General features: G+C 69.2%; 15 protein-coding genes. 9 read left to right on the top strand and 6 right to left on the bottom strand.

Translation table 11 applies throughout. The features are described from left to right. Window positions 1-25: 25 nt before the first annotated feature. The 5 genes from FHT32_RS08810 to FHT32_RS08790 form a co-directional block, all read right to left on the bottom strand. Window positions 26-979 (bottom strand): 5'-methylthioadenosine/S-adenosylhomocysteine nucleosidase, encoded by a 954-nt coding sequence (locus FHT32_RS08810; protein WP_176664241.1) that lies wholly within the window; start codon window positions 977-979, stop codon window positions 26-28. Window positions 980-987: 8 nt separating this feature from the next. Then, window positions 988-1992: a BMP family protein gene (locus tag FHT32_RS08805; protein ID WP_176664240.1), complete on the bottom strand. Its 1005-nt coding sequence runs from the start codon at window positions 1990-1992 to the stop codon at window positions 988-990. A 196-nt stretch (window positions 1993-2188) separates the two neighbouring features. Beyond that, complete coding sequence (gene upp / locus FHT32_RS08800; RefSeq protein ID WP_093194973.1) at window positions 2189-2821, bottom strand: uracil phosphoribosyltransferase; 633 nt, start codon at window positions 2819-2821, stop codon at window positions 2189-2191. A gap of 44 nt (window positions 2822-2865) precedes the next feature. After that, window positions 2866-4275, bottom strand: a complete 1410-nt coding sequence (locus tag FHT32_RS08795) for a URC4/urg3 family protein (RefSeq protein ID WP_176664239.1) — start codon at window positions 4273-4275, stop codon at window positions 2866-2868. Beyond that, window positions 4272-5582, bottom strand: a complete 1311-nt coding sequence (locus FHT32_RS08790; RefSeq protein ID WP_218088127.1) for a GTP cyclohydrolase II — start codon at window positions 5580-5582, stop codon at window positions 4272-4274. Before FHT32_RS08790 ends, FHT32_RS08795 begins: the two co-directional genes overlap by 4 nt. 153 nt (window positions 5583-5735) lie before the next feature. On the opposite strand from FHT32_RS08790, the gene FHT32_RS08785 reads away from it, so the two are divergent. The 3 genes from FHT32_RS08785 (at window position 5736) to FHT32_RS08775 (ending at window position 7352) form a co-directional block, all read left to right on the top strand. After that, the gene (locus tag FHT32_RS08785) at window positions 5736-6044 is read left to right on the top strand and encodes a hypothetical protein (RefSeq protein WP_176664238.1); all 309 of its coding nucleotides are present in this window, start codon (window positions 5736-5738) and stop codon (window positions 6042-6044) included. A gap of 73 nt (window positions 6045-6117) precedes the next feature. Next, complete coding sequence (locus FHT32_RS08780; RefSeq protein ID WP_176664237.1) at window positions 6118-6708, top strand: sigma-70 family RNA polymerase sigma factor; 591 nt, start codon at window positions 6118-6120, stop codon at window positions 6706-6708. Further along, window positions 6705-7352, top strand: coding sequence for an NrsF family protein (locus tag FHT32_RS08775; RefSeq protein WP_176664236.1), 648 nt, complete (start codon window positions 6705-6707; stop codon window positions 7350-7352). The genes FHT32_RS08780 and FHT32_RS08775 overlap by 4 nt, the downstream gene beginning before the upstream one ends. A 24-nt stretch (window positions 7353-7376) precedes the next feature. Here FHT32_RS08775 and FHT32_RS08770 read toward each other — a convergent pair whose 3' ends face one another. Beyond that, complete coding sequence (locus FHT32_RS08770) at window positions 7377-8894, bottom strand: helicase HerA-like domain-containing protein (RefSeq protein ID WP_176664235.1); 1518 nt, start codon at window positions 8892-8894, stop codon at window positions 7377-7379. A 240-nt stretch (window positions 8895-9134) separates the two neighbouring features. Between FHT32_RS08770 and FHT32_RS08765 the strand changes: the two genes are divergently transcribed. Genes FHT32_RS08765 through FHT32_RS08740 form a run of 6 tightly spaced genes read left to right on the top strand, consistent with a single transcriptional unit; the run spans window position 9135 to window position 15873 of the window. Beyond that, window positions 9135-9446 (top strand): phosphopantetheine-binding protein, encoded by a 312-nt coding sequence (locus FHT32_RS08765; protein ID WP_126181925.1) that lies wholly within the window; start codon window positions 9135-9137, stop codon window positions 9444-9446. A 4-nt stretch (window positions 9447-9450) separates the two neighbouring features. Further along, on the top strand, window positions 9451-10095 hold the full coding sequence (locus tag FHT32_RS08760; protein ID WP_176664234.1) for a hypothetical protein: 645 nt from the start codon (window positions 9451-9453) through the stop codon (window positions 10093-10095). Between the two features lie 16 nt (window positions 10096-10111). Next, the gene (locus tag FHT32_RS08755) at window positions 10112-11824 is read left to right on the top strand and encodes an AMP-binding protein (RefSeq protein WP_176664233.1); all 1713 of its coding nucleotides are present in this window, start codon (window positions 10112-10114) and stop codon (window positions 11822-11824) included. Then, window positions 11824-12849: an acyl-CoA synthetase gene (locus FHT32_RS08750; protein ID WP_176664232.1), complete on the top strand. Its 1026-nt coding sequence runs from the start codon at window positions 11824-11826 to the stop codon at window positions 12847-12849. Before FHT32_RS08755 ends, FHT32_RS08750 begins: the two co-directional genes overlap by 1 nt. After that, window positions 12839-13459 (top strand): LolA-related protein, encoded by a 621-nt coding sequence (locus tag FHT32_RS08745; RefSeq protein ID WP_176664378.1) that lies wholly within the window; start codon window positions 12839-12841, stop codon window positions 13457-13459. Before FHT32_RS08750 ends, FHT32_RS08745 begins: the two co-directional genes overlap by 11 nt. Next, window positions 13459-15873 carry an MMPL family transporter gene (locus FHT32_RS08740; RefSeq protein ID WP_176664231.1) on the top strand — a complete coding sequence of 805 codons (2415 nt, stop codon included), beginning with the start codon at window positions 13459-13461 and terminating at the stop codon, window positions 15871-15873. The genes FHT32_RS08745 and FHT32_RS08740 overlap by 1 nt, the downstream gene beginning before the upstream one ends. The last annotated feature ends 16 nt before the right edge of the window (window positions 15874-15889 follow it).

Raw genomic sequence — 15889 nt, 5'->3', positions numbered from 1 at the left:
CGGATGAAGCCGCCAGGCGCCGCCGTCACTTCCACGCGGCCAGGAAGGCCAGCATGACCTTGGCGGAGTTGTCCGCCGCGATGCCCATGAAGGTGCCCATCTCGTTCTCGCCGTCGCCGCCGCCCGCGAGGTCGCTGAGCGAGCGGAAGGCGATGAAGGGCACGCCGTTGCTGTAGGCGACCATGCCCACCGCCGCGGTCTCCATGTCGAGCACGTTGGCCTGGAAGGTCTTGTAGGTGTACTCGCGGTAGGCCTTGTTGTCCATGAAGGCCTGTCCCGAGACCCCGTTGCCGCCCACCACCAGCTGCGGCTTGCGCGGCAGGCACTTGCCGGCGCTGCAGTTGGCCAGGTCGACGTTGCGGATGCTGCGCGCCACCTCGAGCATCTTCGGATCGGCCTCGAACCAGAACTTGCGGTGGATCTCGGGCCGCGCCGCCGAGCGCACCTCGACCGGGCGCGGGAACATCATGCCGAAGTTGGGCAGCGTCGCGTCGGTGATGAAGGGCGGGGCGGTGTACTTGCCGGGCGAGGTCTCGCGCGCCATCAGCACTTCGAGGTACTGGCCCCACTGCGCCGGCACCGTGACGTCGCCCACGTGCAGCGACGGGTTCACGCCGCCCGCGATGCCGCTGAACACGATGCTGGTCACGCGGAAGCGGTTGAGCGCCAGCTGCGTGTTCATCGTCGCGTTGGTCATGCTGATGCCCGACAGGAACAGCACCACCGGCTTGCCTTCGAGCGTGCCGGTGGTGAACTCCACCCCATTCACGCTGTGCTTCACCGGGCCCTGCAGGCGCGTGAGCAGCAGCTTCAGCTCGGGCTCGAAGGCCGAGAGCACCGCGATGCGCGGCGTGTCGTCGAGCCGGGTGCTGCTGTTGATGGCGACGGCGCCGCCCTTGTAGACACCCACGCAGCCGCTCAGGCCGAAGGCCAATACGCTGGCCGCGAGAATGGAACGCCAGCGGATCGTCGTCGTCATCGGCATCCTCACTTTGCCGTCGACTTGGGCTGGCTGTCGTCGACCTTCACGGTGAACTTGCCCGAGAGGATGTCCGCCTGCTTGGCCTTCACCTTCGCGACGATGTCGGCCGGAACCTTCTTCTCGAAGGTGCCCAGCGGCGCGAGCTCGGAGCCCTTGTGCTTCATCTGCGCGTACTGGCCGTAGTCCTCGGCGGCGAACTTGCCTTCCTTCACCAGCTTGATCGCTCGGTCTGCCGCGGGTTCGAAGTTCCAAAGGGCCGAGGCGACCACCGTGTCGGGGTACTGGCTCTGGGTGTCGATCACGTTGCCGATAGCAAGCTTGCCCTTTTCCTTGGCCGCATCCGAAACGCCGAAGCGCTCCGCGTACATCACGTCGGCGCCCTTGTCGATCATGGCGAAGGCCGCTTCCTTGGCCTTCGGCGGGTCGAACCAGCTGTTGATGAAGCTCACGCTGAACTCGACCTTCGGATTCGTTTCCTTCGCGCCGGCCATGAAGGCGTTCATCAGCCGGTTGACCTCAGGAATCGGGAAGCCGCCGACCATGCCGATGCGGTTGCTCTTCGTCATGCCGCCGGCCACCATGCCGCTGAGGTAGGCGGGCTCCTGGATGTAGTTGTCGAACACGCTGAAGTTGGGCGCCTGCGGTTTGAGCGACGAGCCCATCAGGAATGCCACCTTCGGAAAGTCCTTCGCCACCTTGCGCGCCGCCGCCTCCACGCCGAACACCTCGCCCAGGATCAGCTGGTTGCCGGCCGTGGCGTATTCGCGCATCACGCGCTCGTAGTCGGCGTTGCTCACGTTCTCGGTGGCCTTGTACTCGATCTCCCCGCGCGCCTCGGCCGCCTTCAGCGCCTTGTGGATGCGGCCCACCCATTGCTGCTCGAACGGCACGGTGTACACCGCCGCCACCTTCAGCTTGGCCTGAGCGAGCGCAAGGCCCGGGGCGCCCACCGCAGCAAGCGCTGCGGCAACGGCGACGGAACGGATGATCAATTGACGGCGTGCGGTCACGGTACTTCTCCTCGATTCGATTGGTAGTGAAAGAACTAGCGCTGCAATCCTCGTGCCCGACCACAGGGCGCGGCGCTAACTCTGCCGCGGCCCATTCCAGAAACACCGAGGAACCGGCTCTGCCGGGCCTCAGGTGTTGCCCCCGGTAGGGGGTGGGCGAAGCGACACGAAGTGCGCGCAGCCTGGGGGGCGAGCCTTACTTCGTCCCGAAGATACGGTCGCCCGCGTCGCCCAGGCCCGGAAGGATGTAGCCGTGGCTGTTCAACTCCCGGTCGATCGCCGCGGTGTAGATCGCCACGTCCGGATGGGCCTTCTGCATGGTCGCGACGCCTTCGGGGCAGGTCAGCAGGCAGACGAACTTGATCGACTTGGGGTTCAGTTCCTTCAGCCGTTCGACCGCCGCGACGGCCGAGTTGCCGGTGGCCAGCATCGGGTCGACCACGATCACGTCGCGGTTCTCCATCTCGCCGGGCATCTTGAAGTAGTACTCGACGGCCGTCAGCGTCTTGGGGTCGCGGTACAGGCCGATGTGGCCCACGCGCGCGCCGGGCACCACGGTGAGCATGCCGTCCAGGATGCCGGTGCCGGCTCGCAGGATGGACACCAGCACCAGCTTCTTGCCGTCGATGACCTTGGCCTGCATGGTCTCCAGCGGGGTCTCGACCTCGATGTCCTGCATCGGCATGTCGCGCGTGACCTCATAGGCCATCAGCATGCTGATTTCGTTGAGAAGCCGGCGGAAGCTGTTGGTGGACGCGTCCTTGCGGCGCATCAGCGTGAGCTTGTGCTGGATGAGGGGATGGTCGAGGAGGTGGACGTTGCTGCTCATTGGAATTCTTTGTGGCGTTGCTGGAAGACGGGGAACACCCGAGTCTAAAAGACAGTGCCGTCGCTCTCGATCAGCAGAGGCGGCGCACCGTCTCGCAAGCGCTGTGCCAGAGCCCGGCCCGCCGCCCAGGTGCCGCCTTCGAGCACGCAGGCCAGTGGCAGCTCTTCCTCGGTGCGGTCGAGCACCTTGCGCACGCGCGGCGCGACCTCGTCGAGCAGCGCCACCGTGAGCGCGCGCCATTCGACGATGAATTCGTCGCTCACCTTCCAGGTGCGGGCGAGGAAGGCCGGGTCTTTAGGCACGATCACGCCGCTGTCGATCAGCAGGCCGCCGTTGCGGTATTCGGGCAGCGCGGTGAGCGCGTCGAGCTGGCGCACCTTCACGCCGGCCCATTCGAAGGGTTCGAGCAGCGAGTAGGTGAGCCACTGCGAGAGCTTGTGGAAGGGCATCCAGCCGTTGGTGAGCCCGGGGCCGCGCACGGCGCTGTGGCGCCAGCAGTCGCCCAGCGCCAGCGCGGGGTCGCCCGAGCCGATGCCGCCGGGGCTGTCGCTGCCGTCGGCCGCGATGCTGTCGACAGCATTGGCCGCCGGCCAGATGCGCGAGAGCGTCTCCAGCAGCAGCGAGAGGATCTGGTGCGCCGTGATCTCGGCGGTGGGCGGCGTGGCGGCGCCGAACGGGGCCACCAGGGCGTCGAACATGCCCGCGGGACGGCCTTCTTCGCCGAAGGTCTCCGGCTGCTCGCTCATGGCTTCGCCGAGCCGGCGCAGCAGCACCGTGCGGCCCGCGAGGCCGACCAGCGGATTGACCTCGCTCACCTGGAAGGCGTCGCCGAGCCGGTCGGTGACCAGGCCGCGCAGGCCGGCCGCGTCGACCTGGAAGGGGCGATCGGGGTTGGACGAGAAGAGCCCGCTCGTGAACGCGTGGAAGCTCGCCACGCCCAGCCCTTCGGATCGCGTGAAGCGCTGGCCGGTGGCCGATTCGGTGTAGTGCCAGCCGGGGCCGGCGCCGGCATCGAGCAGCACGCTCACCAGCACCAGGTCGATGTGCGCGCTGGCGCGCTGGCGTGCGTCGACCTTGCCGAGCAGCTTGTCGAGTTCCTCGAGGCGGTTCACGCCGCCGGCCTCGAAATGGCGCCAGCGGCTGTGATACGGGATGGTGTCCCACGGATAGCGTTCGCGCGTGACCTCGGCCACGGTGCGCGCCGCGTCCTCGAGTGCGTCGTCTCCGCCGATGCGGAACCACTGCGACTCGCCGCGCCGCGCGCGCGCCAGCAAGGCGTTGGCGCGCTCGCGGATGGCGGCGGTGGTGCGCAGCAGCGTGGCCGCGCCTGCCGGGTGGGCGGTGTCGGCGGTGAATTCGATGGACGGATCCACCTCTCCCGCGCCGCCGGGCCGCAGGCTTCCGGAGCCGTCTGCGGGCAGGTTCGGGTCGTCGTGGTTTCGGTTGCTGTTCATTCGCTGAGTCCTCGGCCTTTGGCCTTCTTCAGTTCCTCTGCGTCCGGTACCGGGCCTGGCGTGAAGTAGCCGGCCGCCATCTTGGCGTCCATCTCGACGCGGGCGTCCGCGGGAATCAGTTCGTCGGGGATGTTCACGCGCTCGCCGATCTCGATGCCCGAGCCGGTGATCGCGTCGAATTTCAGGTTGCTCATCGACACGAGTCGATGGATCTTCTTGATGCCGAGCCAGTGGAAGACGTCGGGCATCAGCTCCTGGAAGCGCATGTCCTGCACGCCGGCCACGCACTCGGTGCGCGCGAAGTACTGGTCGGCCGTGTCGCCGCCCACCTGGCGCTTGCGCGCGTTGTAGACCAGGAACTTGGTCACCTCGCCCAGCGCGCGGCCTTCCTTGCGCGAATAGGCGATGAGGCCCACGCCGCCGCGCTGCGCGCCCTGGATGCATTCCTCGATGGCGTGCGTGAGGTAGGGGCGGCAGGTGCAGATGTCGGAGCCGAACACGTCCGAGCCGTTGCACTCGTCGTGGATGCGCGCGGTGAGCTCGACCTCGGGGTTCGCCAGGTCGCGCGGGTTGCCGAAGATGTAGAGCGTCTGCCCGCCGATGGGCGGCAGGAACACCTCGAGATCGGACCGCGTGACCAGCTCCGGGTACATGCCGCCGGTCTCCTCGAAGAGCGTGCGGCGCAGGTCGGTCTCGGAGCAGCCGAAGCGGCGCGCCACCTCGGGCAGGTACCACACGGGCTCGATGGCGGCCTTGGTCACCATGGCCGCGCCGCCGGCGGTGAGGAACTTGCCATCGGCCTTGAGGCGGCCTTTCTGCAGCGCCTCTATCACCTCGGGCAGGATCACGTGCGCCTTGGTGATCGCGATGGTCGGGCGGATGTCGTAGCCCGCCGCAAGCTCGGTGGCGAACACCTCCGCCACCTGCGCGCCCCACGGGTCCAGCGACACGATGCGGCCCGGCTCGCTCCATTGCGGATACGGCCCGATCGTGTCGGTGGGCGCGGTGTTGGTCAGATCGGCCTTGTGCTCGCGCTTGAGCGCACCGGCCGCCACCGCGAGCGCGCGGTAGACGCTGTAGGAGCCGCTGTGCGTGCCGATCACGTTGCGGTGGGCCCGCTTGGTGGTGGTCCCGACCACCGGCCCGCGCTCGGCCGCGGTGGCCGCGCCCCATCGGATGGGCAGCGCGCCGAAGCCGCCGGCATGCGAGGTCAGCCGGATGTGGCCGGTCGACGTGGAGGGGTGGAGTGGGGGAAGGGGCGTGGCGCCGCCGGGGACGGAAGGGATCGTTGTGCTGTCAGCAGACATTGGGGGCCCTCAAAAAATGCAATGTACCGATCACGCGTGCGGCTTGCAAGCAACGCGCCACGCGCGAACCGCCGCGCATCCGGCCGCCGCCGCGCGAATGGGGAACAATGCGCGGGACGGACGTACGGACCGGATGCGATGGAGGAAAGAACGATGCGTGTGCTTCCCTGTGTATTTCTCGCGCTGGGCCTGCTCGGCCTGAGCGCCTGCGACAAGGCCAGGGAGGGTTTCTCCGAAGGCTTCGACACCGCCTTCAAGGCCAGCTTCCGGGAGAGCTTCATCGGCAGCTGCGTCAAGAGCGCGGGCGAGCGCGGGAACAAGTCGGAGGAAGAGCGCAAGAAGCTGTGCACCTGCGCGGCCGACGGCGTCATGAAGGACACCTCCGTGGCCGACCTGCAGGACCAGGAAAAGGTCGGGGCGCGAATCGGCCCGATCATCCAGCAGTGCCTGAAGCAGCCTTGAAGCCATGCCGGCGCCCCCGGGCCCGGCACAATCCGTCAGAACTTTTTCGACAAGGCTGTAACCAGCCAGCCCGATGGAACGAAACACCGTAGGCAGCAGGACGAACCCGGGCGACGCGGAAGCGGCGCTGCGCAGCCTGTTCCTTCGCGGCCTCGACGGCGACGCGAAGGCCTACCGCGACTTCCTGCAGCGGCTCAGCGCGCACCTGCGCGCCTTTCTGGGCAAGCGCCTCTTTGGCTGGCCCGATGAAGTGGAAGACCTTGTCCAGGAATGCCTGCTCGCCATGCACAACCAGCGCCACACCTACCAGAGCGACCAGCCGCTGACGGCCTGGGTGCATGCCATCGCGCGCTACAAGATGATCGACCTGCTGCGCGCCAAGTCGGCCCGCGAAGACCTGCATGAGCCGCTGGACGACGACCTCGCCGTGTTCGCCGAATCCGCCGAGGAGGCCAGCGACGCGAAGCGCGACCTGGGCGGCCTGCTCGAAACGCTGCCCGAGCGCCAGCGCCTGCCCATCGTGCACGTGAAGATCGAAGGCCGCTCGGTGGCCGAGACAGCGAGCCTGACGGGCATGTCGGAATCGGCCGTCAAGGTCGGCATCCACCGCGGGCTGAAGGCGCTCGCCGCCCGTTTCGGCAACAACTGGGGAGCGGCGGCATGAAGACCGACGACCTGGTCTCGATGCTCGCCAACGGCGAAGTGGCCGTGCCGCGTGGCCGGCGCCGCGCCAGCTACCGCATCCGGCTGGCCGTGCTGCTGGGGCTGCCGTTCTCGTTCGCGATCCTGTTCGCCGCGTACGGTGTGCGCAACGACATCGTGCAGGCCATGTTCTGGCCGATGTTCTGGGTCAAGGTGCTGTTTCCGCTGTGCATCGCGGCCGCGGGCTTCGTGGCCGCCGAACGGCTGGGGCGGCCGGGCGTGAAGCCCCGGCATGCCTGGATGGGTGTCGCGCTGCCGGTGCTCGGGGTGTGGGGGCTGGCGGCGATCGCGTGGTTCACTCTGCCGGCCGACCAGCGCATGCCTTCGCTGATGGGGCATTCGTGGCGCATCTGCGCCGCGAGCATCGGGCTGATGGCGCTGCCGGTGTTCGCCGCCGCGCTGGTGGCGCTCAAGGGCATGGCGCCCACGCGGCCCGCGCTGGCGGGCGCGGCGGCTGGTGCGCTGGCCGGCGGCGTCGGGGCCTCGATCTATGCGCTGCACTGCATGGAGCTGACCGCGCCGTTCCTTGCCGTCTGGTACGTGAGCGGGATCGCGGTGCCGGTGCTCGTGGGAGCGCTGCTCGGGCCGCGCCTGCTGCGCTGGTAGGCAGGCAGGCGCTGCCCTTGGGGCTCAGCGCTTCTTGCTGCCGAAGATTCCGCCCAGCACGCCGCGCAGGATCTCCTTGCCCACCGAAGTGCCCATGGTGCGCACCGCCGACTTGGCCATGGTCTGCACCAGGCCGTCGTGCTTGGCGCCGCGCGGGCCGGTGGTACCGAAAAGCATGTCGTTGAGCATGCCTCCCATGCCGGAGCCCGAGGACTCGGCCTTGCCCTTGGCGCCTGGCGCGGCGGAGGCAGGAGCGTCGGGCGCGCTTTCGGCGCGGCCCTTGAGCTTCTCGTAGGCCGATTCGCGGTCCACCGACTTCTCGTAGACGCCGGCGACGAGCGAGCCCGAGATCAGCGCCTTGCGCTGCTCGGGCGTGATCGGGCCGAGCTGGCTGGCCGGCGGCAGCACGAACACGCGCTCGGTCACGCTGGGGCGGCCCTTCTCGTCGAGCAGGCTCACCAGCGCCTCGCCGACCGCAAGCTCGGTGATGGCGGTCTCGATGTCCAGCCCCGGCTTCTGGCGCATGGTGCTGGCGGCGGCCTTCACTGCCTTCTGGTCGCGCGGGGTGAAGGCCCGCAGTGCGTGCTGCACGCGGTTGCCGAGCTGGGCCAGCACCGTGTCGGGAATGTCCAGCGGGTTCTGGGTGACGAAGTACACGCCGACGCCCTTGGAGCGCACCAGCCGCACGACCAGCTCGATGCGCTCCACCAGCGCCTTGGGCGCCTCGTTGAACAGCAGGTGGGCCTCGTCGAAGAAGAAGGCCAGCTTGGGCTGCTCGGGGTCGCCGACTTCGGGCAGCTGCTCGAAGAGTTCCGACAGCATCCACAGCAGGAAGGTGGCGTACAGGCGCGGCGAGTTCATGAGCTTGTCGGCCGCGAGCACGTTCACCACGCCCTTGCCGCCCACGGTCTGCATGAAGTCGGCGATGTTGAGCATCGGCTCGCCGAAGAACTTGTCGCCGCCCTGGGTCTCGATCTGCAGCAGCCCGCGCTGGATGGCGCCCACGCTGGCGGCGCTGATGTTGCCGTACTGGGTAGTGAACTGGCTCGAGTTCTCGCCCACGTACTGCAGCATCGCGCGCAGGTCCTTCAGGTCGAGCAGCAGCAGGCCGTTGTCATCGGCGATCTTGAACACCAGGTTCAGTACGCCGGCCTGGGTTTCGTTCACGTCGAGCATGCGGCCCAGCAGCAGCGGGCCCATGTCGGAGATGGTGGCGCGCACCGGGTGGCCCTGTTCGCCGAACACGTCCCACAGCGTGACGGGGCAGGCTGCGGGCTCGGGCAGCTCGATGCCGCGTTCCTTGAGCGTGGCGGCCAGCTTGTCGCCGATGCTGCCTTTCTGGCTGATGCCTGTCAGGTCGCCCTTGACGTCGGCCATGAACACCGGCACGCCGATGGAGGAGAGCTTCTGCGCGATGGTCTGCAGCGTGACGGTCTTGCCGGTACCGGTGGCGCCCGTGATGAGGCCGTGGCGATTGGCCAGGCCGGGAAGGAGGTTGCACTCGATGGTGTCGTGCCGTGCGATCAGAAGAGGGTCGGCCATGGGGCGCTCCGGGTCGTAACGAAGCGGGTAGTCTAGGGTGAATCGACACTCGTTCTTCCCTCCGGGCCGGCCCGGTCCGCAGGCCGATTCATCCCGGGGTCCGCCCACGGTGTGCAACAGGGTGAAATAAGTCGAAAGAGTACGTATTTGCGCTGCAGGCGGCTTCGCGGCCGGCCTGGACGGCACTCCTATAATCCACGGCCCGCACGGTGGTTCAGGAATAAGTTTTAGGAGGTTTTTTTGTCATCGACTGCCCAGCCCCCCATTCCCGCCAACGGCGATGCCTCCGAACAGTCGCCGATCGAAAAAGAGCTGGCCGTGCTGCTCGTGAACGCGCTCAATCTCGAAGTGGCCCCCGAGGACATCGTGCCCACCGAGCCGCTGTACGGCGAAGGCCTGGGCCTCGACTCGATCGACATCCTCGAAGTGGCGCTCGAGGTCTCGCGCCGCTATGGCTTCCAGCTGCGTTCGGACGACGAACGCAACCAGCAGATCTTCCAGTCGCTGCGCACGCTCGCGGCTCACGTGGCCGAGCACCGCGTCGCCACCTGATCCCATGTCCCGATGGCGAATAGCGCTCCTGCTGGTGGCCGGGGTCGCATATGCCGGCCTCTCCCACTGGATGACGCTGTTCCACGCGACTCAGCCGTGGGCAGTGGTGGTGCTGCTCGGCCCGCTCTGGCTCGCCGCGATAGGCCTGGCCGGCAGCTGGTTCGGCCGCTGGGGCGTCGCCATCGCTGTGGCGGTCGGCATCGCAGGCTTCGCGCTCGTCTTCCTGGGTGAGGCGGGCGACCCCAACCGGCTGTACGTGATGCAGCACGTGGCCATCAACGGCGCGCTGTGCGGCTGGTTCGGCTCCACGCTGCGCGGCAAGGGCCTGCCGCTGATCACGCAGTTCGCGCAGCGCGTGCATCCGCTGCGCGGCCACATGCTCTCCTACACCACGCAGCTCACGCGCATCTGGACCGGCTTCTTCGCGGTGATGGTGGCGGCCTCGATCGTCATCTACCTCACACGGCCGTTCTCCGACTGGTCGCTGTTCGCCAATGTGCTGTCGCCCGTGATGGTGACGCTGCTTTTCGTGGGCGAACACCTGGTGCGCTACCGGCTGCATCCCGAATTCGAACGCACGCGCCTCGTGGACGCGGTGCGCGCGTTCTACGGCACGTCGTCGGTTGACACCAGCCCCGGCGGCCAATGACACAGGCGCCGCCCGCGTGACGACAGACGACATCCGCTTCCTCCCGCTGCTCGCGAACCGCGACCTCGACGCCCCCCTCGCATGGCGCGCCGGCGAGCCGGTGAGTGCGCGCCAGTTCCTGGCCGATGTGGCCCGCTTCGCGCCCGCGCTGCCGGCCGAGGGCGATGCCGTCAATCTCTGCGGCGACCGCTATGCCTTCGCGGTGAGTTTGGGCGCGGCACTGGTGCGCGGCCGCGCGAGCATGCTGCCGCCCGATGCGCGGCCCGACACGATCTCGCGGCTGCTCGAATCCCGCGGCTCGCCGCTTTTCGCGCACACCGATGCCTCGCACATCCAGACGCCGGGCATGGAGCGGCTGCTGCTCGAGGGACTGGCCGGTCCCGCGGGGGATGCCCCCGTGGCCGTGCCGCGCATCGACGCGGGCATGCACGCCGCCAGCCTGCTGACCTCGGGCTCCACCGGCGTCCCCCAGCCGCACGCCAAGACCTGGCGCACGCTGGTGGGCGACGTGGCCGTGGCCGTCAAGCGCCTGTGCCGGGTGCTGGAGCGCCCGAGCCTGGAGGGCCTGACGCTGGTGGCCACCGTGCCGGTGCAGCACAGCTACGGGCTGGAGTCTTCCGTGTTGCTGGCCATGCTGGGCGGCGCGATCTTCGAGAGCGGCCGGCCGTTCTTCCCGGCCGACGTCGCGAAGACGCTGGCTTCCGTGCCGCGCCCGCGCGCGCTGGTGACCACGCCTTTCCACCTCAAGACGCTGCTGCTCTCGGGCATCGAGCTGCCGCAGGTCGACCTGATCCTGTCGGCCACCGCGCCGCTGTCGCCGCAGCTCGCGCTGCAGGCCGAGCAGGCGATGGGCGGCGTGCTGCTCGAGATCTACGGCAGCACCGAGTCGGGCCAGGTGGCCACGCGCCGCACCACCGATAACGAGATCTGGGAGACCTTCGGCGAGATCCGCGTGCATGCCGAACCCTCGGCCGATGGCGGCCCCGAGCGCTTCGTCTTCAGCGGCGACTTCATTCCAGAGCCCACGCCGATGGCCGACGTGCTCGAACTGCTCGACGAGCGGCGCTTCCGCCTTTTCGGCCGCGCCAACGACCTCATTCATGTGGCCGGCCGGCGCAGCTCGCTGGCGCACCTGAACTTCCACCTCAACAGCATTCCGGGCGTGGACGACGGCGCCTTCTGGCTGCCCGACGAGGTGGCCGACGGCGTGGTGCGGCCGGTGGCCTTCGTGGTCGCGCCGACGCTCTCGGCCGGCGAGATCATCGCGGCCCTGCGGCAGCGGCTGGAGCCCGTTTTCGTGCCGCGGCGCGTGGTGCAGGTGAAGGCCTTTCCGCGTGAAGGCACGGGCAAGCTCACCGTGCGGGCGCTGCGCGAATTCGCGCTGGCGCAGCTGGCGGAAGACGACACGCCGGTGCAGATGGCGCACGAGGTGCCGGTCGATCACCCGGCGTTCGCAGGCCACTTCCCGGGTCAGCCGCTGCTGCCGGGCGCGCTGGTGCTGGCCGAGGTGATGGAAGCCATTCGCCGCGTGCCGGCGCTGGCAGCGCGGCTGGGCGAGCATCCGACGCTCGCCGCCGCCAAGTTCCTGGCGCCCGTGCGGCCTGGCGCGGTGCTTTCCATCGAGCTGAATCCTGAAGCCGGAGCCGCCCGGGGCGTGCGATTCGACGTTCGCTGCGACGGCGCGGTGGCTGTCACCGGCCGCTGGACGGGCATGCAAGAGTCGGCGTGATGAAGCACACCGAAGTGGAGACGCGCGCCGTGGACGAGGCGGACCGCACCGCACAGGCCGCGCCCAAGGCCGCGCACAAGGGCGAGAGCGGCGCCTGGGCGCATGCGCCCGAGCGCAGCAACATGCTCGCGCTGCGCTTCATCGTGATGATGGCGCTGGTGTTCGGCCGCCACGTCACCCGACTGCTGCTGCCGCCGATCGCGCTGTACTTCCTGCTTTTCGCGCCGGCGCAGCGCCGGCACATCAAGCGCTACCTGTTCCGCGCCATCGGGCCGCGGGCGGGCTGGGTCGACGGTTTCCGGCTGCTGCATGCCTTCGCGTCCACCGTGCTCGACCGCGTGTATTTCCTGCGCGGGCGCATGGATCTCTTCAAGGTGAAGATCGAGGGCAACGAGCCGCTCGACGTCGAACTGGCGAGCGGGCGGGGAGCATTCCTGCTCGGCGCCCACGTCGGCAGCTTCGAGGCGCTGGGCGCCTGCAAGCAGCAGACGCACCAGCGCCACATGCGCCTGGCGATGCTGATGTACCCCGACAACGCGCGGCGCATCACCGGCATTCTCAACGCCATCGCGGTGCCCGAGCTGCGACCCCACGTCATCGCGCTGGGCCGGCCGCACTCGATGCTCGAGCTGCGCGACTGGCTCGACGGCGGCGGCATGGGCGGCATGCTGGCCGACCGCACGCTGCCAGGCAGCGAAGACCAGCCGGCGCACCAGCGCGGCAACAACATCGTGCTGCCGTTCCTCGGGCAGCCCGCCGTCTTCAACGACGGCCCCTTCCGCCTGGCCGCGCTGCTGCGCCGCAAGGTGTTCTTCATGGCGGGGCTCTATGGCGGAGGCGCGCGCTACGATGTCCGGTTCGACCCGCTGGCCGACTTCGGCGAGCGGGCCGCGAGCCCCGCGGAGCGTGAGCAGCGCATCCGCGAGGCCGTCGAAGCCTACGTGGCGCGCCTGGAGGCGATGTGCCGCGCGTACCCCTACAACTGGTTCAATTTCCATGATTTCTGGCTCGAAGATGCGGCTTGACCGGCTTTGCAGGGCATTCGTGCTCGCACTGGCCTTCTGCGCCGTGCCGGCCTGGGCGGCGTTCGACCTGCCCGAGCTGATGACGCTGCTGGCCAAGCAGAAGAGCGGGGAGGCCCGCTTCACCGAACAGCGCTTCGTGCACGGCCTCGAAGGCCCGCTCGACGCCAGCGGCACGCTGAGCTTCGACGCGCCGGACAAGCTGGTGCGCCGCACGCTGTCGCCGCGCATCGAGACCATGGCGGTCGAGGGCAACACGCTGACGCTCTCGCGCGGCGGGCGCAACCGCACGCTGGCGCTCGACAGCATGCCTGAGCTGCTGGGGCTGGTCGAAGCCATGCGCGGCACGCTGACGGGCGACGGCGCCACGCTGCAGCGCTACTTCCGCAGCACCGTCTCGGGCTCCGCCGCCAAGTGGACGCTCGACCTCACGCCGCTGGACAGCCGCCTGGCCGCGCAGGTGCGCAGCATGCGCATCAGCGGCCGCGCGAGCGACGTGCTGGGGCTGGAGATGGAATTCGTCGGCGGCGACCGCTCGGTCATGAACATCACCCCGGGGGCGGCCGCTTCCGCTCCCGCGCCGGCCGGCGCTCCCGGACGCACCACGCCGTGATGCAGACGGGGCAACTGCAGCAGCCGGGCGGCCCGCCCGACTGGCGGCGCAGGGCAGTCGTGCTGCTGGCATGGCTGCTGGTGCTGCTGTGCGGCGTGGTGGTGATCGCGCGCACGCAGATCGGCGCCGATCTTTCAGCCTTCCTGCCCAAGAGCCCTGACGTGCGCCAGCGGGTGCTGATCGAGCAGCTGCAAAGCGGCGTCGCCTCGCGCACTCTGATGCTGGGCATCGAAGGCGGCAGCGTGGAGCAGCGGGCCACCGTGTCGCGCGCGGTGGCGAAGCAGATGCGCGAGAGCAAGCTCTTCGAGCTGGTCCAGAACGGCGACGTCAGCGACTGGAGCGACAGCGGCACCTGGGTGTTCCAGCACCGCTACCAGCTCTCGCCCGGCGTGAATCCCGGGCATTTCACCGTTGAGGGCCTGCGCGACGCCATCAACGAAACGCTGTCGATGCTGGGCACCCCGGCCGGCAACGTGATCAAGCCCTTCCTCGACCGCGACCCGACCGGCGAAACCCAGCGCATCGCCATGGAACTGGTGCCCGCGAGCTCGCCGCGCAGCGAGGATGGCGTGTGGATGTCGCGCACCGCGCCGCGCGCGCTGATGATCGCCACCACGCGCGCCGCCGGCAGCGACCTCGACGCGCAGGCCGTGGCCATCGCGCGTGTGCACGCCGCCTACGAGGCCGCAGTGCGCGACATGGGTGCCGAGGCCCCCAAGCTGCTGCTGAGCGGCCCGCCGGTGTTCTCGGTGATGAGCCGCGACAAGATCAAGACCGAGGCGATCCACCTCGCGGTGGTGGGCGGCATCGTCATGGGCGGGCTGCTGCTCCTGGCTTTCGCCTCGCCGCGCGCGCTGGTCATCGCGTTCCTGCCGGTGGCCACAGGCGTGGTGATCGGCACGGCGAGCGTGAGCCTGGTGTTCGGCTCGGTGCACGGGCTCACGCTGGGCTTCGGCAGCACGTTGATCGGGGAGACGGTGGACTACGCCATCTATTACCTGATCCAGGCGAGGCAGGCAGGGGCGGGCGCGGTGGCCGGCACCGGCTGGCAGCGCTGGCGCGACCTGAACTGGCCCACGGTGCGGCTCGGTCTGCTGACCTCGGTGTGCGGCTTCGCGGCGCTGGTGTTCTCTGGCTTCCCGGGGTTGGCGCAATTGGGCGTGTTCTCGATCGCGGGCCTGGTCTCGGCCGCGCTGGCCACGCGCTACGTGCTGCCGGTGCTGGCTCCCGATGGCGCCACCGGCATGGGCATGCGCCGGTACATGGCGCAACTCGCGGGCGCGCTGGTGCGCGGCCTGCCGAGCCTGCGCTGGCCGCTGGCGGCGCTGGGCGTGGCCGCACTGGCGCTGGTGCTGTGGCAGGGCGGCCATCTGTGGCGTGCCGACCTCGGTGCGATGAGCCCGGTGCCAAAGGCGTCCCAGCAGCTCGACGAGATGCTGCGCAACGACATCGGCGCGAGCGATGGCGGCGTGCTGGTGGTCGCCTACGGCGACGACGAGCAGGCCGCACTGCGCCATACCGAGGCTGCCGCCGCGCGGCTGGACGCGCTGGTCGACAGCGGCGAGCTGGTCGGCTACGAGACCGTCACCCGCGTGCTGCCGAGCCTGGAGGTGCAGAAGGCGCGCATCGCCGGCCTGCCCGATGCCGAAACCCTGCGAGCCAATCTGGCCGAAGCAACCAAGGGCCTGCCGCTGCCGGCCTCGCGGCTCGGCCCCTTCCTGGCCGACGTGGAGGCCGCGCGCAAGCTGCCGCCGGTGCAGCGTGCCGAACTGGCCGACGGGCCGCTTGGCCCGATCCTGAACACGCTGATGTACGAGCGTCCCGGCGGCGGCTGGGGCACGCTGGTGGTGCTGCACCCCGGCGCGAAGTTCGACCAGGGCCGTCTCGAAGCGGCGCTGGCGGGGCTGCCCGAGGTGCAGGTGGTCGACGTCGGGCGAGAGCTCGCGAGCCTCTACCAGCGCTATCTGCACGAAGCCTTCGTGCAGGTGCTGCTCGGTGCGCTGGCTGTCGTGGTGCTGCTCGGCATCTACCTGCGTTCATGGCGCCGGCTGCTGGCCGTATGCCAGCCGCTGCTGTTCGCGGTGGTGCTCACGCTGGGAGGCATGGCGGTGCTGCAGGCGGCGCTCGGCATCCTGCATCTGGTGGGCTTGCTGCTGATCGTGGCGGTGGGCTCGAACTACGCGCTTTTCTTCGACCAGCTGCGCACCACTGGCCGGGCCGATGAGGACACGCTGGCCTCGCTGATGCTGGCCAACCTGACGACGGTGGTGTCCTTCGGGCTGATCGCCATCTCGGACATTCCGGCGCTGTCGTCCATCGGCCGGGTGGTCGCGCCGGGTGCGCTGCTGGCGCTGCTGCTGTCGGCGGCTTTTGCACGGCGAGTGGGGCCTTCGAAGGCTTCGCGCGGCGCATGAGGGGAAAATCCGGCCC

It is taken from the genome of Variovorax sp. SG517 (assembly GCF_013376045.1).
In the GTDB taxonomy this organism is placed as follows: Bacteria; Pseudomonadota; Gammaproteobacteria; order Burkholderiales; family Burkholderiaceae_C; genus Variovorax.
Note: the sequence above shows the minus strand (reverse complement) of the source record. Positions and strands in the feature narration are given on the sequence as shown.